This is a genomic window from Catellatospora paridis (genome assembly GCF_009720365.1).
Lineage (GTDB): Bacteria > Actinomycetota > Actinomycetes > Mycobacteriales > Micromonosporaceae > Catellatospora > Catellatospora paridis.
The window spans coordinates 362,856-384,395 of sequence record NZ_ML769315.1; the positions used below are offsets into that span (position 1 = coordinate 362,856).

Annotated in this window: 21 protein-coding genes; 14 read left to right on the forward strand and 7 right to left on the reverse strand. The window is 71.8% G+C overall.

Features of this window, described 5'->3' with window-relative positions; genetic code table 11:
- The first annotated feature begins 2 nt into the window (after positions 1-2).
- Entirely contained in the window at positions 3-902 is a 900-nt protein-coding gene (locus tag F9C41_RS14480) for a DNA-3-methyladenine glycosylase family protein (protein ID WP_155387294.1), read from the forward strand.
- A gap of 115 nt (positions 903-1,017) precedes the next feature.
- Here the strand turns inward: F9C41_RS14480 and F9C41_RS14485 are convergent, their stop codons facing one another.
- Positions 1,018-2,811 (reverse strand): MOSC and FAD-binding oxidoreductase domain-containing protein, encoded by a 1,794-nt coding sequence (locus F9C41_RS14485; protein WP_230689593.1) that lies wholly within the window; start codon positions 2,809-2,811, stop codon positions 1,018-1,020.
- 100 nt (positions 2,812-2,911) lie between these two features.
- On the opposite strand from F9C41_RS14485, the gene F9C41_RS14490 reads away from it, so the two are divergent.
- Together F9C41_RS14490 and F9C41_RS14495 are read left to right on the forward strand one after the other, a co-directional pair.
- On the forward strand, positions 2,912-3,538 hold the full coding sequence (locus F9C41_RS14490; protein WP_155387296.1) for a CG0192-related protein: 627 nt from the start codon (positions 2,912-2,914) through the stop codon (positions 3,536-3,538).
- Positions 3,539-3,605: 67 nt separating this feature from the next.
- Positions 3,606-4,157, forward strand: coding sequence for a hypothetical protein (locus tag F9C41_RS14495; RefSeq protein ID WP_155387297.1), 552 nt, complete (start codon positions 3,606-3,608; stop codon positions 4,155-4,157).
- 128 nt (positions 4,158-4,285) lie between these two features.
- On the opposite strand, the gene F9C41_RS14500 is transcribed toward F9C41_RS14495, so the two are convergent.
- Positions 4,286-5,944 carry a pectate lyase family protein gene (locus F9C41_RS14500; protein ID WP_155387298.1) on the reverse strand — a complete coding sequence of 553 codons (1,659 nt, stop codon included), beginning with the start codon at positions 5,942-5,944 and terminating at the stop codon, positions 4,286-4,288.
- An 11-nt stretch (positions 5,945-5,955) separates the two neighbouring features.
- Positions 5,956-7,644 (reverse strand): pectate lyase family protein, encoded by a 1,689-nt coding sequence (locus F9C41_RS14505; RefSeq protein ID WP_155387299.1) that lies wholly within the window; start codon positions 7,642-7,644, stop codon positions 5,956-5,958.
- A 269-nt stretch (positions 7,645-7,913) separates the two neighbouring features.
- Between F9C41_RS14505 and F9C41_RS14510 the strand changes: the two genes are divergently transcribed.
- Entirely contained in the window at positions 7,914-8,642 is a 729-nt protein-coding gene (locus F9C41_RS14510; protein ID WP_155387300.1) for an SDR family oxidoreductase, read from the forward strand.
- 97 nt (positions 8,643-8,739) lie between these two features.
- Here F9C41_RS14510 and F9C41_RS14515 read toward each other — a convergent pair whose 3' ends face one another.
- Positions 8,740-9,426 (reverse strand): hypothetical protein, encoded by a 687-nt coding sequence (locus F9C41_RS14515; protein WP_155387301.1) that lies wholly within the window; start codon positions 9,424-9,426, stop codon positions 8,740-8,742.
- A complete protein-coding gene (locus F9C41_RS14520) occupies positions 9,423-9,932 on the reverse strand; it encodes a SigE family RNA polymerase sigma factor (protein WP_155387302.1) in 510 nt (169 codons plus the stop codon). The genes F9C41_RS14515 and F9C41_RS14520 overlap by 4 nt, the downstream gene beginning before the upstream one ends.
- A gap of 264 nt (positions 9,933-10,196) precedes the next feature.
- Between F9C41_RS14520 and F9C41_RS14525 the strand changes: the two genes are divergently transcribed.
- Both F9C41_RS14525 and F9C41_RS14530 read left to right on the forward strand, forming a co-directional pair.
- Positions 10,197-11,261, forward strand: a complete 1,065-nt coding sequence (locus tag F9C41_RS14525) for an ATP-dependent DNA ligase (RefSeq protein WP_155387303.1) — start codon at positions 10,197-10,199, stop codon at positions 11,259-11,261.
- Positions 11,262-11,299: 38 nt separating this feature from the next.
- The gene (locus F9C41_RS14530) at positions 11,300-12,835 is read left to right on the forward strand and encodes an alpha/beta hydrolase (RefSeq protein ID WP_155387304.1); all 1,536 of its coding nucleotides are present in this window, start codon (positions 11,300-11,302) and stop codon (positions 12,833-12,835) included.
- Positions 12,836-12,926: 91 nt separating this feature from the next.
- On the opposite strand, the gene F9C41_RS14535 is transcribed toward F9C41_RS14530, so the two are convergent.
- A complete protein-coding gene (locus tag F9C41_RS14535; RefSeq protein WP_155387305.1) occupies positions 12,927-13,769 on the reverse strand; it encodes an aldo/keto reductase in 843 nt (280 codons plus the stop codon).
- A 66-nt stretch (positions 13,770-13,835) separates the two neighbouring features.
- Between F9C41_RS14535 and F9C41_RS14540 the strand changes: the two genes are divergently transcribed.
- Positions 13,836-14,501, forward strand: a complete 666-nt coding sequence (locus tag F9C41_RS14540; protein ID WP_155387306.1) for a helix-turn-helix domain-containing protein — start codon at positions 13,836-13,838, stop codon at positions 14,499-14,501.
- 13 nt (positions 14,502-14,514) lie between these two features.
- On the opposite strand, the gene ligD is transcribed toward F9C41_RS14540, so the two are convergent.
- Positions 14,515-15,549, reverse strand: coding sequence for a non-homologous end-joining DNA ligase (gene ligD / locus F9C41_RS14545; RefSeq protein WP_155387307.1), 1,035 nt, complete (start codon positions 15,547-15,549; stop codon positions 14,515-14,517).
- 29 nt (positions 15,550-15,578) lie between these two features.
- On the opposite strand from ligD, the gene msrB reads away from it, so the two are divergent.
- The 7 genes from msrB (at position 15,579) to F9C41_RS14580 (ending at position 21,461) form a co-directional block, all read left to right on the forward strand.
- The gene (msrB, locus tag F9C41_RS14550; RefSeq protein WP_155387308.1) at positions 15,579-15,983 is read left to right on the forward strand and encodes a peptide-methionine (R)-S-oxide reductase MsrB; all 405 of its coding nucleotides are present in this window, start codon (positions 15,579-15,581) and stop codon (positions 15,981-15,983) included.
- 139 nt (positions 15,984-16,122) lie between these two features.
- Entirely contained in the window at positions 16,123-16,554 is a 432-nt protein-coding gene (locus tag F9C41_RS14555; RefSeq protein ID WP_155387309.1) for a response regulator transcription factor, read from the forward strand.
- Positions 16,555-16,607: 53 nt separating this feature from the next.
- Positions 16,608-17,708 (forward strand): sensor histidine kinase, encoded by a 1,101-nt coding sequence (locus tag F9C41_RS14560; protein WP_230689594.1) that lies wholly within the window; start codon positions 16,608-16,610, stop codon positions 17,706-17,708.
- 213 nt (positions 17,709-17,921) lie between these two features.
- Entirely contained in the window at positions 17,922-18,503 is a 582-nt protein-coding gene (locus F9C41_RS14565; protein WP_155387311.1) for a hypothetical protein, read from the forward strand.
- Positions 18,500-19,552, forward strand: coding sequence for a peptidoglycan-binding protein (locus F9C41_RS14570; RefSeq protein WP_155387312.1), 1,053 nt, complete (start codon positions 18,500-18,502; stop codon positions 19,550-19,552). The genes F9C41_RS14565 and F9C41_RS14570 overlap by 4 nt, the downstream gene beginning before the upstream one ends.
- A gap of 2 nt (positions 19,553-19,554) precedes the next feature.
- Positions 19,555-20,262, forward strand: a complete 708-nt coding sequence (locus F9C41_RS14575; protein WP_155387513.1) for an ABC transporter ATP-binding protein — start codon at positions 19,555-19,557, stop codon at positions 20,260-20,262.
- Entirely contained in the window at positions 20,259-21,461 is a 1,203-nt protein-coding gene (locus F9C41_RS14580) for an ABC transporter permease (RefSeq protein WP_230689595.1), read from the forward strand. The genes F9C41_RS14575 and F9C41_RS14580 overlap by 4 nt, the downstream gene beginning before the upstream one ends.
- Positions 21,462-21,540 lie beyond the last annotated feature (79 nt).

The following is a 21,540-nucleotide window of genomic DNA, read 5'->3' on the forward strand; positions in this document are numbered from 1 at the left end:
CCGTGACCGAGCGACACGAGCTGCCTGAGCGATACGACATCGCCGGTACGCTCGGGCAGCTCAGCCTCGGCCGGCACGACCCGTGCGCACGCTGGGTCGACGGCGTCTACTGGCTGGCTGCCCGGACCCCGCAAGGTCCGGGCAGCCTGGCGCTGCGCTCCGCGGGCCGGTTCCTGCACGTCGAGGCGTACGGCGAGGGAGCGGGCTGGCTGGCCGAGCAGGCCGACGCCATCGCCGGGCTGCGCGACGACGTCACCGGGTTCGCCGCGCTGTCGAAGGCGCACCCGCTGGTCGCCCGGCTGGCCCGCGAGCACGCCGGGCTGCGCCTGCCGGCGACCCGCCTGGCGTTCCCCCGCCTGCTGCGGGCGGTGTGCGAGCAGAAGGTCACCGGCACCGAGGCGTACCGCGCGTACGCGGCGATCGTCCGCAAGCTCAGCGCCAAGGCCCCGGGGCCGGTGGACAACCTGTGGCTGCCGCCCGACCCGGACGTCGTCGCCGCCACCCCGTACTACGAGTTCCACCCGCTGGGCCTGGAGCAGCGCCGGGCCGACACGCTGCGGCGGGTCGCCGCCCAGGCCGGACGGCTGGAACGCCGCCCCGACAGCGCGGCGCTGACCGCGCACCTGCTCACCATCCGCGGCATCGGCCCGTGGACCGCCGCCGAGACCGCGGCCGTCGTGTTCGGCGACCCCGACGCGGTCAGCGTCGGCGACTTCCACCTGCCGAACTTCGTCTGCTACGCGCTGGCCGGGGAGCCCCGCGGCACCGACGCCAGGATGCTGGAGCTGCTCGCCCCATTCGCCGGGCAGCGCGGCCGGGTCTGCCACCTCATCGAGGTCTCCGGCATCGGCGCACCGAAATACGGCCCCCGCATGCCGATCCGCAACTTCAAGACGTTCTGACGTGGCCAGGCAAGATCGCCGTCGCTAGGCAAGATCGCTGTTTCGTGCCATGATCTGCGCCCCGACCGCAGCTTCTGACACCAGACACACCGATCCTCGGCCGCCCGGCGATACGTCACAGGTCGAGGGCCAGTTCGGAGGTCGGTTCGGAGCAGCAGATCAGCAGGTTGCCGTCGCCGGGCTCCTCGACGGGCTCGGGCGAGTACGCCACCTGCCCGGACAGCAGGCCGCTCACGCAGGTGTGGCACACCCCGGTCCGGCAGGACCAGCGCACCGGCACGTCGCACGCCTCGGCGAACTCCAGCAGGCTGGCATAGGCCGGGCTCCACGGCACGGTCAGCCCGCTGCGGACGAACGACACCGCCGGACCCGGTCCGGGCGCGCCGTCCGGCGGATGCGGCGGCGGAGCGGGCGCGGCGGCGATGCCGGGGGTCAGGCCGCCCTGCGCGCCGAACAGCTCGCTGTGCACCTGCGCGGGGCCCAGCCCCAGCTCACCGAGAGCGGCGGTGATCTCTCCCATGAACTCCGTCGGGCCGCACAGGTAGGCGGCCGTGTCCGGGGGCAGGTTCAGCCCGCGCAGCACCTCCGGAGTGATCCGTCCGGCGGTGGTGTAGTCGCGGTCCTCCGGGCCTGGTCGGCTGTAGCAGATGTACGCGTGCGCGTGCGGCAGCCGTCCCAGCAGCTCACGGCTCTCCGCCGCGAAGGCGTGCTCGGCGCCGTCCCGCGCGCCGTGCACCCACCACACCGCCCGGTCCGGCTGCGTCACGGCGAGAGCGTGCAGCATGGCCATCACCGGCGTCGCCCCGATCCCCGCCGACAGCAGCAGCACGGGCTGATCGCCGGGATCCAGGGTGAACGAGCCCCGCGGCGCGGCCGCCTCCACGGTCAGACCGGGCCGGGCGTTGGCGCGCAGGTATGTCCCGGCCGCGCCGTGCGGCTCCTGCTTCACGCTGATCCGGTACACCGCGTCCCCGGGCGTGCCCGACAGCGAATAGCTGCGGATGAGCGGCCCGGCCTCGCCGGGCAGCCGCAGCGTCAGGAACTGGCCGGGCAGCGCCGCGGGCAGCGGGGTCCCGTCGGCGGCGGCCAGGTGCAGCGAGAAGACGTCGCGGGTCTCCTCGTCGAGCGCGGTGACGGTCAGCGGGCGAAACCCGGCCCAGGCGGGCGGGGCCGCGGCCGTCTCCAGGCCCGCATTGCCCTCCTGCCCGTCGGCCTGGTCCAGCAGCCCCTGCATCGAGGCCTGCCAGCCCGGGCTGAGCGCGGGGATCCGCAGCGCCCGCGCGGCGTCGTCGCGGGCGTGGCCCGGCAGGTAGAGCAGGGCGTCGAGTTCGGCGACGGTCATCGCCTCGGGTCCGGTGGACAGCTTCACGATCTCGTCACCGGCCCGCACCAGGCCCTCGGTCAGCACCCGCAGGTAGAAGCCGGGCCGGTGGTGGGCGACCATCAGCGCCGCCATGCTCGGCTCGTTGAGCCGCATCCCCACCCGGTAGCAGGTCACCCGCGGCTGCGTGACCTCCACGACGGCCTCGCCCACGCGGTAGCGGTCGCCGATGCACACCTCGTCGTCGGGCAGCCCGTCGACGGTGAAGTTCTCGCCGAACTGGCCCGGCACGAAGTCGTCGCGGCTCAGCACCTGCTGCCAGTAGCGGTAGGAATCCTGCTGGTACACCAGCACCGCGCGCTGCTCGCCGCCGTGCCCGCCGAGGTCGCCCTGGCCGTCGCCGTCGAGGTTGAGGCGGCGCAGCATCACCGGGCCGTCCACCGGCTGTTTCCACACCCCGGTGTGCACCGTCCGCCCGCGCCAGTCGACGTCCTTGGGCAGGCCTACGCTCACCGCCAGTAGGGTGGCCACCCGTCCGAAACTACGCGCGACGGATACGCCCGGCAGTGCTTTGCCGATCTCGGTCATGCCGCCGCACCGGCCGCCCGCCGCGTTTCGCCGGTGGCGTGCGCTACTGCCCGGACGCGGCCCCGTTGGGCGTTCCGGCCGGGCGTTTACGATGCCGACCATGGCACTTCTGTACCGCGCGGACATCCGGCCGACCAAGCTCGAACTGATCGACTCGTGGCTGCCCACCCGTTCCTGGTACCAGGGACCGGCGGAGCCCGGCGTGCACCGGGTGGCCGCGTGCCGCTTCGACGACCCCGACGGCGCGGTCGGCGTCGAGACGATCCTGGTCCAGGCCGGCGACGGCCCGCTGCTGCACGTTCCGCTCACCTACCGCGGCGCACCGCTGCCCGGTGGGGAGCCGTGGCTCGTCGGCACGACCGAGCACTCCGTGCTCGGCAAGCGCTGGGTGTACGACGCCACCGGCGACCCGGTCTACCTCCAGGCGCTCGCCACCGCGATCCTCACCGGCGGCGGCGAGGCCGAGGAGTTCGTCGACGTCGACGGTCGCCAGGAGAAGCGGGCCCCGGCCATGTCGCTGCGCGGCGGCGGCACCCCGGGCACCGCGATCCCCGTCGTCGGCGCGATCGAGCAGACCACCGACGCCGACCCGACCCGCATCGTCACCACCACTGTCGAACTGACCGTGCACCGCGTGCTCGGCTCCGCCGGCGGCGGTGCGCTCGTGCTGAGCGGCACCTGGGGCGGCGGCTCGCCGTCAGTCCTGGCCCAGGCGGCGCTGCGCTGACCCGATCCTCCGGATTCATCGCACGCGGGCGATGGCGCGTATCGCCCGCGTGCGGTATCCACAAGGGATGACCGCGCCGGAGAACAAACCGTCCAAGCGCCCCTGGCGCGCCGCCCAGTGGACCTTCCTGGGGGTCGTGCTGGCCGCCCTCATCGGCGTGACCTTGGCGCTGCTCGGCCGGCCGTCGCCCGACGACTCCCCCGCCGCCACCGGCTCCGCGCCGCCACCACCGACCGTCGCCTCGTCCGCGTCACCGTCGCCGTCCCCGGTCGGCTTTCAGTTGACCAGCGCCGCCGCCGTGCCGCAGTGCGCGGATCTCACCGGGCGCGGCAGCAAGCCGCCGGGCCGAGAGGTCGGGCTGTTCATCCAGCACCCGGGCGACCCGAAGTTCTACTGGGCGAAGCTCCTGACGTTCGCCGGGGACACGTGGCGGGCCGAGCGGGTGGTGATCGGCGCACCCGGCGACGCCGGCAAGGACTTCAACCTGGTCCTGGTGCCGATGTCGGTGCAGGCCGTGGTGGAGTTCAGCAAGCACGACGGCACCACGTACGCCGTCGAAAACCCACCCGTCGCCCCCCTCACCACCTTCCGCGTCACCCGCACCCCCGCCCCCTGCTGACCCTCCTCCCCGCGTTGATCATGAACCTATGGCACGGTTCGACGGCGCGTCGCGTCCACAAGTTCATGATCAACGCGGGGGGTGGCCCCGGCCGGTGGGGCGGGCGGGATGCCGCCCCACCGCCACCGTCAGATCCGTCCCACGCCGGCGCCCGCGGTCACGGCCGCGGGCACGGTGCCCGGGGCCGCCACGGTGTAGGCGTAGGACGTGCCGGGGTCGGCCACCGTGCCGGAGACCTCGCAGGTCCCGGAGCCGACGAACACGTTGTTGCGCTGGACGAGCCGGCCCGGGCCGCTGTCGGCGTAGCCGCCGGCCGAGAAGCAGGGGAACGGCACGTCCTGGAAGTAGTTGCCCTCCAGCAGCACGCCGCCGTCCTGGGTGGACGCGACGCCGTACAGCTCGTTGGCCAGGAAGTAGTTGTTGTAGACGTGGACCGGGTCGCCCCAGCGCACCCGCGGGTGGCGCTGGCGGCTGTGGTCGAAGAAGTTGTGGTGGATGGTCACCTTGAGGTGGCCGACGTCCTCGCTCGCGCTGCCGTCGGAGTGGCCGATCAGCATCGACTTGTCGGTGTGGTCGAAGTGGTTCCAGGACACGGTGACGTACTCCGCGCCGCGGACGATGTCGATCGAGCCGTCGACGGGGGCCACGAAGCGGTTGTGGTCGATCCAGACGTGGTGCGAGTTCTGGCCCACGTTGACCGCGTCGTCCTCGGCGTTGGTGAAGGTCAAATTCCTGACGATCACGTTGTACGAGCGGTAGAAGTCGAACCCGCCCCCGCTGATGACGGCGTTGGAGCCGAGCCCGACGATCGTCTTGTGCGGGCGTACTCCCCGCTTGCTGTCGATGGTGATCGTGCCCTGCACCTGGATGACCATCGGCCCGATCGTGTCGATGGCGGCCAGCAGCTCGGCGGTGGTGTCGACGACGACCGTCGGCCCGCCGACCCCGCCGTAGGTGCCGTTCTGGCCGAGCGCGTTCACGCTCGCGAAGCCGTCGGCCTGGTTCGGCGGCACCGGCCCCGGGCTGGTGCTGGGCGACGGGCTCGGCGGGCGGGACGGCGACGTGCTCGGGCTCGGGTTGCTGGGGCTCGGTGACGCGCTCGGGCTGCTGCTCGGGCTCGGTGACGCGCTCGGGCTCGCCGAGGGCGACGGCCCAGGGCTGGCGCTCGGGCTCGGCGGTGTGCCGGTGCCGGACTCCACGGTGACGTCGTCGAACAGTGCGCTCGTGTACGACGCCACCAGGCCGATCCGACCCGTGGCGAACGTCGTGTCGCTGGCGCTGACCAGCGCGGTCCCATTGACCGACCCGGTCAGCTGTGACCCGGACACCCGCAGCGCGAGTGTGTACCAAGTGCCGGTGGACACGCTCACCGGCGCGCTCGCCAGCGTGGTGGTGCCGCCGCCGGAGACCCGGCGCAGCTGCGCCGTGCCGGAACCGGCCAGCACCAGCGCGTAGAAGCTGGTCATGTTCTGGGCGCGGGCGGTGATCCCCGCCGCGCGGGTGCTGTTGCCGAAGGCCACCGGCTGCACCCGTGCCTGCACCGTGTAGTCGGTCCACGAGGCCGTGCCGACCTGCGCTTTCGCGTCCGCGCCGGTGCTCGACTGGCGGTAGTTCTGGCCGGAGACCGACCAGCTGCCACCGGAGGTCGACCAGCCGCTCGCGTTGCCGTCGTTGAAGTCGTCGCTGAACAGGCTGGCGGCGTCGGCCCGGCTGACCGCGACGGCGCTGACCGCCACCGTCGTAGCGAGCACCGCCGTGGCGACCCACGCCCGGTGTGCTGTCCTCATCGCGTACCCCCTCAGATCTTTCCGACGCCCGCGCCCGCCGGGACGATCGTCGGCACGGCGGCCGGGTCGTCCACGGTGTACGGGTAGAAGGTCGCCGGGTCGGTGACGGTGCCGCGCACCTCGATGGGGTGGTTGCACTCGACGAGGATGTTGTTGCGCTCGACCATCCGCCCCAGCGGGCCGCTGAACTCGACCCGGCCCGGGTTGTTCACGCTGAAGAAGTAGTTGCCCTCCACGAACAGGCCGGACTCGTTGGTCGACGCGATGCCGTAGCTGTTGTCGAAGTAGTAGTTGTTGTAGACGTGGACCAGCGGGGAGAAGCGCACGCGCGGGTTGCGCTGGTCGGAGCGGTCGAAGAAGTTGTGGTGGTAGGTCACCCGCAGCCGGCCGGTGTCCTGCGCGCCGTTGGCGTCGTCGTGGCCGACCAGGGTCGTCTTGTCGTGGTCGTGGAACCTGTTCCAGGACACCGTGAGCAGGTCGGAGCCGCGCTTGATGTCGAGCGCGCCGTCGCCGCCGTCGGACAGGTCGTTGTGGTCGATCCAGATGTGGTGCGAGAACATCTGCACGTTGATCAGGTCGTCGGTGGCGCCGCTGATCGACAGGTTGCGGATGATGACGTTGTGCACGGCGTTCGCGGGCGGCGAGGTCACCGCGTCGCTGACCGGCAGGCCGATGTTCAGGCCCCCACCGACCAGGCGCGCGGTCGAGCCGAGGCCGACGATCGTCTTGTCGGAGCTGACGTTGTGCATGCCGTCGGTGGTGCCGGTCGGCAGCGTGATCGTGCCCGACACCTGGATCGTGTACGGCCCGGTGCGCGCGATGTAGTCCAGGAACTCCTCGGTGGTGTCTACGGTGACGACCGGCCCGCCGGCCCCGCCCGTGGTGGTGGCCTGGCCGTATCCGGCAACGGTCGCGAACCCGTCCGGCTGCCCCGGCCCTGGCGGGTTCGGCGGCGGGCCGCTCGGGCTCGGACTGGGGCTTGTGCTCGGACTGGGGCTCGCGCTCGGGCTGGGGCTGCTGCTCGGCCGCGGGCTGGCGCTCGGGCTGCTGCTCGGGCTCGCCGACGGGCCGGTGCTCGGGCTCGGCGACGGGCCGACCGCGTCGGCGACGAGCACGTCGTCGAAGTTCGCGGCGGCGTTGTAGGTGGCCACGCCGATCTGGCCGGTGGCGAACTGACCGTCCGTCGCGGACACCGTGACGCCGCCGTCGACGGCGCCCTGCAGGCTGCTGCCGCTGACCTTGAGGCTCAACGTGTACCAGGCGCCGGTGGTCACCGTGACCGCCGCGCTGGCCAGGGTCGTGGACGAACCGCCGACCAGCTTCTTCAGCTCGACCGTGTTGTTGGTGCGCAGAGCCAGGTAGTAATAGCTGGTGTTGGACTGAGCCCTGGCCAGCAGCGCGGCGAACCGGTTCGTGCCGTTGACCGCGGTCAGCTTCACTCGCGCGGTGACGGTGTAGTTCGCCCAGGCAGTCGAGCCCGCCCGGGCGCGGGCGTCGGAGCTGGTGCCCGCCTGCCGCAGCACGGACGTGCCGTCGGCGCTGACGGACCAGGTCCCGCCGGACGTGGTCCAGCCGGACGAGTTGCCGTCGTTGAAGTCGTCGTTGAACAGCGTGGCGGCGTTGGCGGTGCCCGCGTACAGCATCGCCGCGGCCACCGTGGCCGCCACCGCGGCGGTGGCGAGCCGGGAACGTACCTTCATGCGCCTTCCTTCCGCGAGACCGGGTCGTCGAGCGTTCGAAACATCGACGAAACTCGACGTGGTCTCCGAGCATAGGAAAGCGCTTTCCATGCATGCAAGGTTATCGATGTGCAGGTTTGTTGCAGCCCACCGGTCGCCCACCGGTCGCACACTTTGATGATCATGAACTTATGGGCAGGTTCGGCGGCGTGTCGTCGGCCCAACCTCATGATCATCGGAGGCGGGTGGCCGATTGACCTCAAGTGCGGTGGAGGTGGTGGAATCTCGGCATGATCTTCGAGGGACTGCGGGTGGCGGTCACCGGCGCGGGGCGGGACACCGGGCGGCTGCTCGCCGCCGACTTCGCGGCCCGAGGCGCGCACGTGTACCTGTCCGCCCGAGACGCCGGTGCTGCTACTGCCACCGCGGACCTGATCAACAGAGACGGGCCCGACCGCGCCGAGGCGTTCCCGTGCGACCTGTCCGACCCCGACGCGGTACGCGGGTTCGCCGCGGCGCTCGCCAAGCGGACCGGCCACCTCGACGTGCTCGTCAACAACGCAGCCGCGTACGCAAAGGGGCCAGGTCTGGAGGACGCCCCCGACGACGTCATCGTGTCGATGATCAGCGGGGCGGCGACCGGGACGACGCTGCTGATCAAGCACCTGTTGCCACTGCTGCGGGCATCGGCCCGACCTGACGTCGTCAACCTGATCTCCGGTTGCGGCGAGACCGGCCACCACCGCTCGACCGCCCATCCGGCCTTCTACGCCGCCAAACACGCGCAGGCGGGGCTGGCCGGCATCCTGTCGCACCGGCTGCGCCCCGAGGGCATCCGGGTGATCTCGCTGTACCCGCCGGACTTCGTGCAGGACGGGCCGCGTACCGCCGGGGCGATGCTCACGGCGCGCTCGGTCGCCGACTGCGTGCTGTTCGCGGTGGGCCAGCCACGGGACTGCTTCATCCGCGAGTTCCGGTTCGAGCAGGAGCAGGCCGCTCCCGGCCCGGCCACCGTGTGACACGACGGCGGCGAAGCACCGACCAGCCTGTGTCGGCCGCGGCACGACGGGCGCGCCCCGGTCCCATCGCCGGTGGCGCGCCCGTCGTGGGCGGGGCTCAGCCGACCAGTGACCAGCCCGGCAGTTGGGCCAGGGTCAGCAGCTGCTCCACGGTGAAAGCCGTCCCGCCGGTGGCGGTGACCATCACCGCGGTGTCGTCGAGCCGGTAGTTCTCCGCCTGGCGGGACGGCGCCGCCCCGGCGCCCTCCGTGACGACGTAGTTGACCGAGCCGTCGGCGCCCTCGGTGCGCTCGCAGGACATGTCCGGGCCGTTCTTGGCGCAGCCGTCCTCCTGCGGGATGAGCGCCCGCCGCACGATGATCGCCAACTGGACGCCGCCGGAGGACCAGCGGGCCACGTACCAGTAGCCGTCCGACGCGGCGCCCCACTCGCCCCGCTCGACGGCGAACACCGTGCCGGCGGGGACCCCGAACTCCGGACCGAGCTCCCGCAGTTGCACAGTGAGGCGCGCGGCCATCAACTCCTGCCGCGGATCGGCGGAGGCCGGCGGTCGGGGCACGAGTTGGGTCGCGCCGTTCTCGGGCCGGTGCCGAGCGCCGTCGTCCAGCGTGGTCAGGCCGGCGGCGGCGACCGCCACGGTCACCGCGAGTCCGAGACCGCCGACGCCCACGGCCCAGCGCGTCGACACCTGCCTGCGGCGTACCCGCTGGGTCAGGTCGTCGAGGTCGATGTCCGACGGCGGCGGGTCGGCCACGGCGGTCTTCAGCATCTCCTGCAGGTTCATCGCGCTGCCTCCTCGGCGGTCTCCGGAACGTGGACGAGCGCCGCGCGCAGGGTGTCCAATGCGCGCGACGTCTGGCTCTTGACCGTGCCCGTGCTGCAGCCCAGCACCGCAGCGGTCTCCTCGACCGACAGGTCGTCGTAGAAGCGCAGCACGATGACCGCCCGGCGCCGGGCGGGCAGCGCGGCGAGGTGGCCCATGATGGCGAGGCGCTCGTCCACCACCCGGTCGGCCGCGGCGACGGCCCGCACCGGCAGCACTGCCGTCGCCCACTCCCGCCGCCACGGGCGACGCCGCTCGTCCAGCCAGGTCCGCAGCAGCACCTGGCGGGCGTACGAATCGACGTTCTCCAGCTCACGGATGCGCCGCCAGTGCCGCATGAGCTTCATGATCGCGGTCGACGTGACGTCGTCCGCGGCGTGCCAGTCCCCGCACAGCAGGTATGCCGTCCGGCGCAACTGGTCGAGCCGGGCCGTCACGTACTCGCGGAAATCGGAGTCATCCGGCATCGCCTCACCCCTCTCGGTCGCCGTCAAAACGGCGGCTTCGGGCGGGCAGGTTGCTCGGCCGGACCAACCAGTTCACCGGCGGCCCGGCCCAGCCCAGCCCAGCCCAGCCCAGCCCAGCCCAGCCCAGCCCGACGATCATGAAGTTGTGGACGCGACACGCCGACGAGCCGTGCCATAAGTTCATGATCAACGGGAAAGGTGAGAAGGGGCTGGGAAAACGGGGGGATTGGCGCGGGGTGGGCGGTTTGCTGGTTGACTGGTGGCATGGATCTGCCGGTGAACCCCCCTGTGGAACCGATGCTGGCCAAGCCGGTGTCGAAGATTCCCGATGCGCCGGGTATGACGTTCGAGCCCAAGTGGGACGGCTACCGCTGCATCATCTTCCGTGACGGCGACGAGGTCGAGCTGGCCAGTCGCGGCGGCAAGACGCTGACCCGATACTTCCCCGAGGTGGTGACCCTGGCGCTCAAGCAGTTCCCGGCCCGGTCGGTGATCGACTGCGAGCTGGTCTGCATCCGCCGCGACGCCGACCGCATCCCCCGCCTCGACTTCGACATGCTCAACCAGCGCATCCACCCGGCGGCCTCCCGGGTGAACAAGCTGTCCGTGGAGACCCCCGCCGACGTCATCGCGTTCGACCTGCTGGCGCTGGGCGACCGGTCGCTGATGGACCAGCCGTACGCCCAGCGCCGTGCGCTGCTGGCGCAGGCCCTGGCCCACGTCGAGCCGCCGGTGCACCTGACCCCGGTCACCACCGACGCCGACACCGCCCGGGAGTGGTTCACCGCGTTCGAGGGCGCGGGGCTCGACGGGCTCATCGCGAAACCGGCCGACATGCCCTACTCCCCCGGCAAGCGGCTGATGTTCAAGATCAAACACGCGCGCACCGCGGACGTGGTGGTGGCCGGATTCCGGTACCACACCTCCGGGCCGGTGGTCGGTTCGCTGCTGCTCGGCCTTTATGACGAGCACGGCGTCCTGCACCACGTCGGCGCGAGTTCGGCGTTCACCGCGGCACGCCGGGCCGAACTGCTGGACGAGCTGGCGCCCTACCGCAACCCCGGCGAGCACACGTGGGGGTCGGCAACGGAGGGTCAGCGGGTGCCGGGTGCGCCGAGCCGATGGAGTGGGGGGAAGGACCTTGGCTTCGAACCGCTACGCCCCGAGCTCGTGGTCGAGGTCGGCTACGACGCGATGGAGGGCGACCGCTTCCGGCATACCGCCCAGTTCAAGCGCTGGCGGCCCGACCGCGACCCCCGGTCCTGCACCTATGACCAGCTCGACCGTCCTATCAGCCTCAACGTCGACGAGGTACTGCGTACCCCGTAGGCTCGGGCGGATCCGTTCCGGGGGGAGTGAACACGCTCGTGCGACTCAGGCTTGACAAGAAGGTGGTGCGCGCCGTCGTCGCGCTGGCGGCCTCGGCACTGACCACCACCGGGTGCATACTCCCGCTACCTGACTTCGGCCGCCGTCCCGAGGCCGCCGCCGTCAGCCCCGAACCGGGCTGGCGGCTGTGCCCTGAGATCGCCGCTGACCTGCTCGGCAAGGCGCCGTCCGGCTACACCTTCGAATGCAAGATCGTGAAGGTGCCGCAGAACTGGCACAAGCCCGACGACGGCCAGACCTTCGACATCGAGGTCATGCGCGCCCGGGCCACCGACCAGCGCGACCGCATCGGCGCGCTCATGGTCAACCCGGGCGGTCCGGGCGCGTCCGGCGTCGACCTCGCGGCATACCTCACGCTGGGCCTGCCCGCGGAGATCACCCGGCGCTTCGACATCGTCGGCTTCGACCCGCGCGGCGTCGGCCGCTCCACCCCGGTCGACTGCTACACCGACGCCGACCTCGACGCCACCTTCGCCAGCGAGCCCGATCCGGTGACGCAGGAGGAGTTCGACGAGGTCCTGGCGCTCACCAAGAAGATGGCCGACGGCTGCAAGGCCAAGTACGGCGACCGGCTGGGCCTGTTCGCCACCGAGCAGGCCGCGCGGGACATGGAGGCCATCCGGCTGTCGCTGGGCGAGGGCAAGATGAACTACCTCGGCTACTCCTACGGGACACTGCTCGGCGCGGTGTACGCGCAGCTGTACCCGAAGGAGATCCGGGCCATGGTCCTCGACGGCGCGGTCGACCCGTTGCAGAGCTCGATCCAGTCGTCGGAGAGCCAGGCGATGGGCTTCGAGCGCGCGTTCGACAACTTCTCGGCCTGGTGCGCGAAGAACAAGACGCAGTGCCCGATCGACGGCGACGCCCGCGCGGTCGTGGAGAAGCTGATGCAGGAGGCCGACACCAACCCGGTCGGCAACCCCGACGGCCGCAAGGCCACCGCCGGCTGGATCTTCTGGGGCGTGGTGTCGTCGCTGTACACCCAGGCTCGCTGGCCGGATCTGGGCCAGGCCCTGGCGGATCTGCAGGACGGCAAGTCCGAGGCGATCTTCGCGCTGGCCGACTCCTACGCCGACCGCGACGCCAACGGCCAGTACACCAACCTGTTCGACGCGAACGCCGCGGTGAACTGCGCCGACGACGGCAAGCCGGCGACCGTGGAGGACATCCGCCGGCTGCAGTCGGAGTGGCGGGTGAAGTACCCGCTGTTCGGCGCGCCGCTGGCGGTGGGCATGCTCACCTGCTCGGTCTGGCCCGCCCAGCGCGACCCGTACCCGACCGGCAAGGCCGAAGGGGCGCCGCCGATCCTGGTGGTGGGCACCAAGGGCGACCCGGCCACGCCGTACGAGCAGACCCAGAAGCTCGCCGACATGCTCGGCGTGGGCGTCGTGCTCACCTGGGACGGCGAGGGCCACACCGCCTACCCGGAGACGCGCTGCATCAACAAGCACGTCAACGACTTCCTGATCAACCTGGTGGTGCCGCCGCCTGGCACGGTGTGCCCACCGCAGTGAGCCCGTCCTGACACGACGATGCCCCGCCACCCACTCGGTGGCGGGGCATCTCGGTCACCGGCTCCCCCGCCCCGGGCCCGAAGTCGGCCGATCAGCCTCGCAGATCGACCAGGTCCTGGTCGGTGAGGTCGAGGTTGCCCGCCGCGAGGTTCTCCTCCAGGTGATCGAGTGAACCGGTGCCCGGGATGGCCAGCACCGACGGCGAGGCCGCCAGCAGCGCCGCGATCGCGACCTGGGCCGCGGTGGCGCCAAGGCGGGCCGCGACGACGCCCAGCCGGTCGGCGTCGAGCCGCTGGGCGCCGCCGCCGAGCGGGAAGTACGGCACGTACGCGATGCCCGCCTGCTCGCACTCCGCCAGCAGCCCCCGGTCACCGCTGTGCCGGTTCTGCACCGCCGCGACAGGTGCGATCCCCCGAGCCTCCGCGAGCTGTGCCCCGTCGACGTTGCTCACCCCGAGGTGCCGGATCAGCCCTTGCGAGCGAAGCTCGGCCAGCGCCGCGAACCGGTCGGCGATCGACTCGCCGCCCGGCCCGGCCATCCCGCCGACCCGCAGGTAGACCAGGTCGAGCCGGTCCAGCCCGAGCGCCCGCAGGTCTGCCTCGACCAGACCACGCAGCTGCCCGGGCGTCGCCTGCTCGCTCGGCGCGCCGGTCGGCCCCGGCAGCGGCCCGACCTTCGTGGCGATCACCAGGTCGTCCCGGTACGGGGCCAGCGCCGTACGGATCAGGTCGTTCGCCCGCACCTCTCCCCGGCCGTAGAACCCGGCCGTGTCGATGTGGTTCACGCCCAGCTCGACTGCCCTTCGGAGCACCGCGATGCCGCTCTCCGCGGGTCGGGACGGGCCGTCGAAGGTGCCCATCGCCAGCCGCATCGCGCCGAAACCGAGCCGCCTGACGGGCAGGTCCCCGCCGAGCGAGAAGTTCGTGATCGTCATGCACCCATGGTGTCCGGCCCCCCGGGGGTCGGCGAGCTCCTGGCCACTTGCTGCCACACTGGCAGGATGCGCAGCGAACAGGTGGTCTCGATCCAGGGGGACGCGGAGCTGATCGCGCGGGCCGGCCATCTCTTCGAGTCCGCCCGGACCGAGTTCGTGTGCGCCGCCCGGGACATGCGGACCTGGTCGCAGCCGGAGGCCATGGCCGCCATCCGCAACCGGGTGCGCGCCGCGGCTTCGTCCGGCTTCACCTGTCGCAAGCTGCTCAGCCCGGTTGCGCTCGCCGACGAGCAGGCCCGGGTGCACCTGCGCGAGGTGCAGCGCAACGGCACCCTCGTCCGGATCAGCAGCTCGCCGCTCCCGCACGAGACCATCGTCATCGACCAGCGGGTGATGATCCTCGCCGGCCGGGAGACCCCGGGTGGCCGCGAGTACACCGTGACGACCTCGCAGGTTCTGGTCGACGGCGTCCACTCGCTGTTCCGGGCCGTCTGGGACAGCGCCGTCGAGCTCGACGCCTACCTGCGCGACGACGTCCCCCACCTCGACGCCGACAGCCGCATGATCCTCCAAGCGCTCGGTTCAGGCGCCACCGACGAGTCGGCGGCCAGGCGGCTCGGCGTCTCGCTGCGCACCTATCGGCGTCGCGTGGCCGAACTGATGACCAAGCTTGAGGCCGATTCGCGGTTCCAGGCGGGGATGCGCGCAGCCGAGCTGGGCCTACCCGCTTGAGTACCGCGCCGGGTCAGCCGTCGGCTTGCTCGACGGGGTCCTTGGCGCGGCTGGGCTGCACCCGCATCGGTTCACCGGGCATCTTCGGATAGTCCGGCGGGTACGGCATCTCGCCGAGCTTGCGGTCGCGCTCGTCGCGGTCCCACCACTCCAGCAGCGTGCCGAGGTCGTGCCGCACGTCGTCCATGCCCGCGTAGAGGTCGCCGACCTCGGCCAGCCGCGGCGGCACGGTGCGCAGGTCGAAGTCGTTCGGCTCGACCTGGGTCAGCTCCTCCCAGGTGACCGGGGTGCTGACGGTGGCGCGGGGGTTGGCGCGCAGGGAGTACGGCGCGGCGATGGTGCGGTCGCGGGCCATCTGGTTGTAGTCGATGAAGACCTGCTCGCCGCGCTCCTCCTTCCACCACGCCGTGGTGATCAGCTTGGGGTCGCGCCGCTCCAGCTCCCGGGCGAACGCGATCGCCGCCCGGCGCGCCTCGACGAACGTCCAGTCGGGCTTGATCCGCACGTAGATGTGGATGCCCCGGCCGCCGGAGGTCTTCGGGAAGCCGACCAGGCCCGCGTCGTCGAGCACCGTGCGGGCCAGGCCCGCCACCTTCACCGCGTCGGCGAAGTCGGTGCCGGGCTGGGGGTCGAGGTCGATGCGCAGCTCGTCGGGGTTCTCGGTGGCGGGGGCGCGCACCGGCCACGGGTGGTACACGACGGTGCCCATCTGGGCTGCCCAGAGCAGGGCACCGGGCTCCTTCGGACACAGCTCGTCGGCTTTGCGCCCGCTCGGGAACTTGATCTCCGCGGTGGTGATCCAGTCGGGCACGCCGCGGGCCGGCACCCGCTTCTGAAAGAACATCTCCCCGCCGATGCCGTCGGGGAAGCGCTGCAGCATGGTGGGCCGGTCGCGCATGTACCGCAGCATGGGCTCGGACACGGCCAGGTAGTACTCGAAGACGTCCTGTTTCGTGAAACCGCGCTCCGGGAAGTAGATCTTGTCCGGGCTGCTGAGTCTTACGGATCGGTTACCGACCTCGTACTCGAGCGCTGGGGCCTTGGGCATGGCCCGACGCTACCGCGTACGGTCGAGGCATGGAGCAGAACGTGAGCCAGCTGAGCGAGCAGGAATGGCGCGTGCGCCTCAACCCCGAGGAGTTCCGGGTGCTCCGCCAGGCGGGCACCGAGGCCCCGTGGAGCGGCAAGTACGTCGAGACCAAGACCCCGGGCACCTACCGTTGCCGGGCCTGTGGCGTGGCACTGTTCGACAGCGTGACGAAGTTCGACAGCCACTGCGGGTGGCCGTCGTTCGACGAGGCCATCCCGGGGACCATCAGGTACATCGAGGACCGGTCGATGGGCATGCTGCGCGTCGAGGTGCGGTGCGCCAGTTGCGACTCGCACCTGGGGCACCGGTTCGACGGTGAGGGCTTCACGCCCAAGGACGCCCGCTACTGCATCAACAGCGTCTGCCTCGACCTCGAAGAGCAGCCGAAGTAGCCCACCGCGGCGAAGCATCCGTGACAGTCCGGCCTTGGCGCGGCTTCCGGCGCGTTAGCGGCGTGTGAGCGGAATCGTTCACCGCCTGCTAACGCGACCTCCGGATACTTGCCCAGGTCAGTCTGGCGAGGAGGGTGTAATGCGGGTGCTCGTGGTGGACGACGAGGAACTGATGGCCGCGGCCATTGCCGAGGGTCTGCGGCAGGAGGCGTTCGCGGTGGACGTCGCGCACGACGGGGCCGAGGCGCTGGAACGGCTCGCCGTCGACGGATACGACGTGTTGATCCTGGGTCTGCCCCGGGTGCGCGGCGGCGAGGTCTGCCGCCGGATCGTGGCCGCGGGCACCGGCGTGCGCGTGCTGATGTTGAGCGTCTTCGTCTCCGATGCCGACCGGGTTGCCGGGCTGACCGTGGGGGCCGACGACCACCTGGCCAAGCCGTTCGCGTTCGCCGAGCTGGTGGCCCGGGTGCGGGCGCTGGGGGGCCGGTCCGGCGTGTCGGCGTCCACGGGCGTCCACGGGCGGCCGCAGCTCGTCGAGCCGGTGCACGCCTCGGGGCACCACCTGCCATGAGGGGTTCGTGGCACGGCAGCCTGCGGGTGCGCCATACGCTCATGTTCGGGCTGATGTTCCTGTTGGCGGGTAGCGCGGTGCTCGGCGGCGTGATGATTTTGGTCCAGAACACCATGGACTACAGCCTGTCGGTGGCACTCACCAGCAAGTTCGAGAAGTACCCGGGTGAAGACCCCCAGGTGGCCAACCTGATCACCACCCAAGAAGTCTCCAAACAGATCATCATGGACTCGATGCGGGACAACCTCCTGACCAAAGGAGGGTCGACCGTGCTGGCGGTATGCCTGGTGGCGACCGCGGCGGCCTGGTGGCTGTCCGGGCGGCTGCTACGCCCGCTCAACATGATCACCGACACGGCGCACCGGATCGCCGGACGCACCCTGCACAAGCGAATCGAATTGGATGGTCCGCCGAGCGAGGTGAAGAGCCTGGCCGACTCGTTCGACAGCATGCTCGACCGGCTCGACGAGGCGTTCGCCGGGCAGGGCAGGTTCATCGCCAACGCCGCCCACGAACTGAAGACCCCGATCGCGCTGAACCGCACCCTGCTCGATGTGGCGATGGCCCGTCCGGACAGCCCGCCGCAGATGCTGCGACTCGGCGAGAACCTGCTCGCGGTCAACCTGCGCCACGAACGGCTGATCGACTCGCTGCTCACCCTCGCCAGGGCGGAGGACGCGGTCACCGATCGGCGGCCGGTCGACCTGGCACAGCTGGCGGGGTATGCCCTCGACGTCACCGCGAAGGCGGCCGCGGAACAGCGCGTGCAGGTCCAGGCGGGACTCGCGGCGGCACCGGTGGTCGGCGACCCGGTCCTGCTGGAGCAGCTGATCCGCAACCTGGTCGACAACGCGGTCCGCTACAACCACCCGCACGGCTTCGTGTGGGTGCAGACCCTGGCCGAGGTCGGGCAGGCCGAGATCATCGTGACCAACACGGGCGCGCTGATCTCGCCGCACGAGGTGCCCGTGCTGTTCGAGCCGTTCCGCCGGCTCACCGACCGGGTGGGTTCGGCCCGGGGCAGCGGGCTGGGCCTGTCCATCGTGCGTGCGGTCGCCCAGGCGCACGGCGGCGACGCGCTGGCCATCCCGCGTCCCGACGGCGGCCTGTCCGTGCGCGTGATCCTGCCCCGCGGCGACGCCCCCCGGTCCTGAACCCGCGCCCGCCCCAAGAGTCCGCTATCGATCCACTTCGGATGATGTTAGCGGAATGTAGAAAATTTCATTAACTGCCGGTTAACAACTCATTTGGTGGACTGTGTGCCGAGACGGCGGGGAACCCCTCGCCGTCCAGGACAGGCACGCGGCGACGTTCCGGAACGGACACGTCGTACGCGATGCGAAACCCAGCCCCCGAAGGAGAAGTAGATGCCGATCGACGGCAGACGTGTGGGCCGCCGTTCAAGGCGTGGCATCCGGTACGCGGCACTGGCGGCATGCGGGCCGCTGCTGGTGGCGGTGTTGACGGCCTGCGGGCCGGACAAGTCGGAGACGACCACGGGCGCGGCGTCGGACACCGGCACCGCCGGCCTGTGGGACGCCTACGACAGGCAGAAGGAGAACCTTGCGACGTGCCTGAACGAGACGGGCCTACAGGTCCGCTACCTCGGGCACGACAAGCTGGCGGACTTCTCGGGCATGCCGGAGGGCGATTTCACCCCCGAGATGATCGGATGCTTCGAGAAGTGGCCCGCGCTGGACGCTCCGGTGATGGACACCCCCGCCAAGCCGTCCGAGGAGCAGCTGCGCGAGGGCCGGGAGGTCGCGAAGTGCATGCGCGCGAACGGCGTGCCCGACTGGCCCGACCCTGATCCCGACCCCGCACCGGTCGACGGGGCCACCCTGCGCCGCCTGAAGGACGAGCACAAGGCCAAGATGCAGCAGCCCGCGGTCAAGGCCGCGGCGAAGATCTGCATGCCCGACACCAGCGACCTGACGGGTGTCGGATGAGCGGCCGGTGGCGCCGGGTGCTGTTCGGCGTCGTCGCCGCCGCGGTGGTCGCCACCGCGGCGGCGATGTCCGCCGGGGTCTTCACCGGCGGCGGGAACGACAGGCCCGTCGGCGCTCCGACGGTCGACACGGTCAAGGTGACGCGGACCACGATCACAGCGGCCAAGGTCGTCGAAGGCGAGATCGGCTACGGCCGGCCGTCGGCGGTCACCTCCAAGGCAGTCGGCACCCTGACCTGGCTCGCCGCGGTCGGCAGCACGGTGGCGCGGGGACAACCGCTGCTGCGGGCGGACAACAACCCGGTCGTGCTGCTCTACGGCGAGCTGCCGTTCTACCGGCTGCTCGCCGACGGGGTCAAGGGTCCGGACGTCGCCCAGCTCGAAGCGAACCTGACCGCGCTGAAGTACACCGGTTTCGAGACCGACACCGCCTACTCCGCGTCGACCGCGGCCGCGGTGAAGCGGTGGCAGAAGGATCTGGGGCTGCCCGTCACGGGCACCGTGGCGCCGACGGACGTGATCGTCGCGCCCGGTCCGCTGCGGATCGCCGCCCATTCGGCCCGGCTCGGGGCACCGGCCGCCGGTGACGTCGTCACCGCCGGTCCGACCACCCTGGTCGTCACGGCGAAGGTGCCGGCCGCCGAACCCGACCTGGCCAAGAAGGGCGCCAAGGCCACCGTGACGCTGCCCGACGGCGCACCGGCGGAGGCGACCGTGCTCGGCGTGGTGACACCCACCGACGGGGCGCCCGCCGGCCAGACGCCCGAGCAGGGCGCGCCGACGGTCACCGTACAGCTGGTCCTGAAGGCCGGAACCGAGCCGGAGCCCGGGCCGGTACGGGTCCGGTTCGTCACCGCCGAGCACGCCGACGTGCTCGTCGTGCCGATCCAGGCCCTGGTCGCCGTCGGCGAGCGCGGCTACGGCGTGGAGGTGCGCGACGGCGCGACCAGCCGGATCGTGCCTGTGCAGACGGGGCTGTTCGCGGGCGGCAAGGTCGAGATCAGCGGCGACGGCATCGCCGAGGGCGTCACCGTGGGGGTGGCGCAGTGAACGTGGTCGAGCTGACGGACGTCACCAAGGCCTACCCCGGCGGGGTACGGGCCGTACGCGGGGTCAGCCTCGACATCGGATACGGCGAGGCGGTCGCCGTCGTCGGGCGGTCCGGATCGGGCAAGTCCAGCCTCCTCAACCTGATCGGCACCCTGGACCGCCCCACCAGCGGCCAGGTCCGCATCGGCGGGCACGACGTGGCGGCGCTGTCCGACCGGCAGCTGTCCGGGCTGCGGGCCGCCACGATCGGCTTCGTCTTCCAGCAGTTCCACCTGACCCCGGGCGTCGCGGTGCGGGCGGCGGTGGCCGACGGCCTGCTCTACGCGAGCGTGGCCGCCCGGGAGCGGCTGCGGCGGGCCGACGCCGCGCTGGCGCGGGTCGGCCTGGGCCACCGGCTGCACCACCGTCCGCACGAGCTGTCCGGCGGTGAGCGGCAGCGGGTGGCGATCGCCCGGGCGCTGATCGGCGATCCGCCGCTGCTGCTGGCCGACGAGCCCACCGGCAACCTCGACTCCGCCTCCGGCGAGACCGTGCTGCGCCTGCTGACGGAACTGAACACGGCCGGCACCACCGTCGTGGTCATCACCCACGACCGGGAGCTGTCCGCACGGCTGCCGCGGCGGGTCGAGGTCTCCGACGGGCTCATCGTGCGCGACGAGCGCGAGCCCGGCGTGGTGCCGTTCGCCGCCCGGATCGGGGCGGCGCGGTGAGCGCCCCACCCCGCCCCGGGCGGCTGTCGCCGGGTGACGTGCTGCGCGTCGGCGCGGCCGGGCTGCGCTCACGCCGACTGCGGGTGTTCCTGTCCGCGCTCGGCATCGCGATCGGCATCGCCGCGATGATCGCCGTGGTCGGCATCTCCAGCTCCAGCCAGGCCGAACTGGACCGGCAGCTGGACGAGCTGGGCACCAACCTGCTGGCGGTCGAGGCGGGCAGAACGCAGGACGACAAGCCGACGCAGCTGCCGAACGAGGCGATCGGCATGATCGCGAGGATCGCGTCGGTGGAGGCGGTGTCGGCGGTCGGGCGGCTGCCCGACGTGCACGCGTACCGCAACGAGCACGTCCACCCCGCGCAGACGGGCAGCCTCACCGTGTACGCGGGCCGCCTGGACCTGCCGGAGACGGTCGGGCTCAGCCCGGTCAGCGGGCGCTGGCTGAGCCTGCCCACCGCCGACTTCCCGACGGCCGTGCTGGGCTGGACCGCGGCGCAGCGGCTCGGCGTCGACGACGCCACGGCACAGCCACAGATCGTCGTCGGCAGCCACCGCTTCACCGTGGTGGGCGTGCTGCGGCCGGTGCCGCTGGCCGAGGACCTGGACCGAGCGGTGTTCGTCGGCTGGTCGGCCGCGGCGGCCTACCTCGGCTTCGACGGGCACCCGACGACCGTCTACACGCGTACGGCTGAGGACTCGGTGGTCCAGGTGCGCAGAGCCCTGCCTCGCACGGTGAAGCCGGGGGCGCCCAGCGAGGTGCTGGTCTCGCAACCGTCCGACGCGCTGGCCGCCAAGTCGATCACCGAGCACACGTTCGGCGGCCTGCTACTGGGTCTCGGCGCGGTGGCGCTGCTGGTCGGCGGGATCGGCGTCACGAACACGATGGTCATCTCCGTGCTCGAACGGCGGTCGGAGATCGGCCTGCGCCGGGCGCTCGGGGCCACTCGCGGCCAGATCCTGCTGCAGTTCCTGGTGGAGTCGCTGCTGCTGTCCGCGCTCGGCGGCCTCGGCGGCCTCCTGATCGGCACCGTCGTGACCGGCGGGTACGCGGCCACCCAGGACTGGCCCGCCGTGGTGCCGCTGTGGGCGACGGCGGGCGGGTTCGCCGCGACGCTGCTGATCGGCGCGGTGGCGGGGCTCTACCCCGCCGTGCGGGCCGCCCGGCTCACGCCGACGGAAGCGCTGGCGGGCGTCTGAGCCGCCTGGCCGGCGGCGACCCGCTCGGGGTCGCCGCCGGCCGCAGGCGGCTTCTGTCGGCTAACTCCATCGCCGCTGG

What these genes read in the sequence shown, in the direction of transcription:
- F9C41_RS14485 (WP_230689593.1), bottom strand. Translation starts at nt 2,811, where the DNA reads ATGACCGAGATCGGCAAAGCACTGCCGGGCGTATCCGTCGCGCGTAGT.
- F9C41_RS14490 (WP_155387296.1), top strand. Translation starts at nt 2,912, where the DNA reads ATGGCACTTCTGTACCGCGCGGACATCCGGCCGACCAAGCTCGAACTG.
- F9C41_RS14495 (WP_155387297.1), top strand. Translation starts at nt 3,606, where the DNA reads ATGACCGCGCCGGAGAACAAACCGTCCAAGCGCCCCTGGCGCGCCGCC.
- F9C41_RS14500 (WP_155387298.1), bottom strand. Translation starts at nt 5,944, where the DNA reads ATGAGGACAGCACACCGGGCGTGGGTCGCCACGGCGGTGCTCGCTACG.
- F9C41_RS14505 (WP_155387299.1), bottom strand. Translation starts at nt 7,644, where the DNA reads ATGAAGGTACGTTCCCGGCTCGCCACCGCCGCGGTGGCGGCCACGGTG.
- F9C41_RS14510 (WP_155387300.1), top strand. Translation starts at nt 7,914, where the DNA reads ATGATCTTCGAGGGACTGCGGGTGGCGGTCACCGGCGCGGGGCGGGAC.
- F9C41_RS14515 (WP_155387301.1), bottom strand. Translation starts at nt 9,426, where the DNA reads ATGAACCTGCAGGAGATGCTGAAGACCGCCGTGGCCGACCCGCCGCCG.
- F9C41_RS14520 (WP_155387302.1), bottom strand. Translation starts at nt 9,932, where the DNA reads ATGCCGGATGACTCCGATTTCCGCGAGTACGTGACGGCCCGGCTCGAC.
- F9C41_RS14525 (WP_155387303.1), top strand. Translation starts at nt 10,197, where the DNA reads ATGGATCTGCCGGTGAACCCCCCTGTGGAACCGATGCTGGCCAAGCCG.
- F9C41_RS14535 (WP_155387305.1), bottom strand. Translation starts at nt 13,769, where the DNA reads ATGACGATCACGAACTTCTCGCTCGGCGGGGACCTGCCCGTCAGGCGG.
- F9C41_RS14540 (WP_155387306.1), top strand. Translation starts at nt 13,836, where the DNA reads ATGCGCAGCGAACAGGTGGTCTCGATCCAGGGGGACGCGGAGCTGATC.
- ligD (WP_155387307.1), bottom strand. Translation starts at nt 15,549, where the DNA reads ATGCCCAAGGCCCCAGCGCTCGAGTACGAGGTCGGTAACCGATCCGTA.
- msrB (WP_155387308.1), top strand. Translation starts at nt 15,579, where the DNA reads ATGGAGCAGAACGTGAGCCAGCTGAGCGAGCAGGAATGGCGCGTGCGC.
- F9C41_RS14555 (WP_155387309.1), top strand. Translation starts at nt 16,123, where the DNA reads ATGCGGGTGCTCGTGGTGGACGACGAGGAACTGATGGCCGCGGCCATT.
- F9C41_RS14560 (WP_230689594.1), top strand. Translation starts at nt 16,608, where the DNA reads ATGTTCCTGTTGGCGGGTAGCGCGGTGCTCGGCGGCGTGATGATTTTG.
- F9C41_RS14565 (WP_155387311.1), top strand. Translation starts at nt 17,922, where the DNA reads ATGCCGATCGACGGCAGACGTGTGGGCCGCCGTTCAAGGCGTGGCATC.
- F9C41_RS14570 (WP_155387312.1), top strand. Translation starts at nt 18,500, where the DNA reads ATGAGCGGCCGGTGGCGCCGGGTGCTGTTCGGCGTCGTCGCCGCCGCG.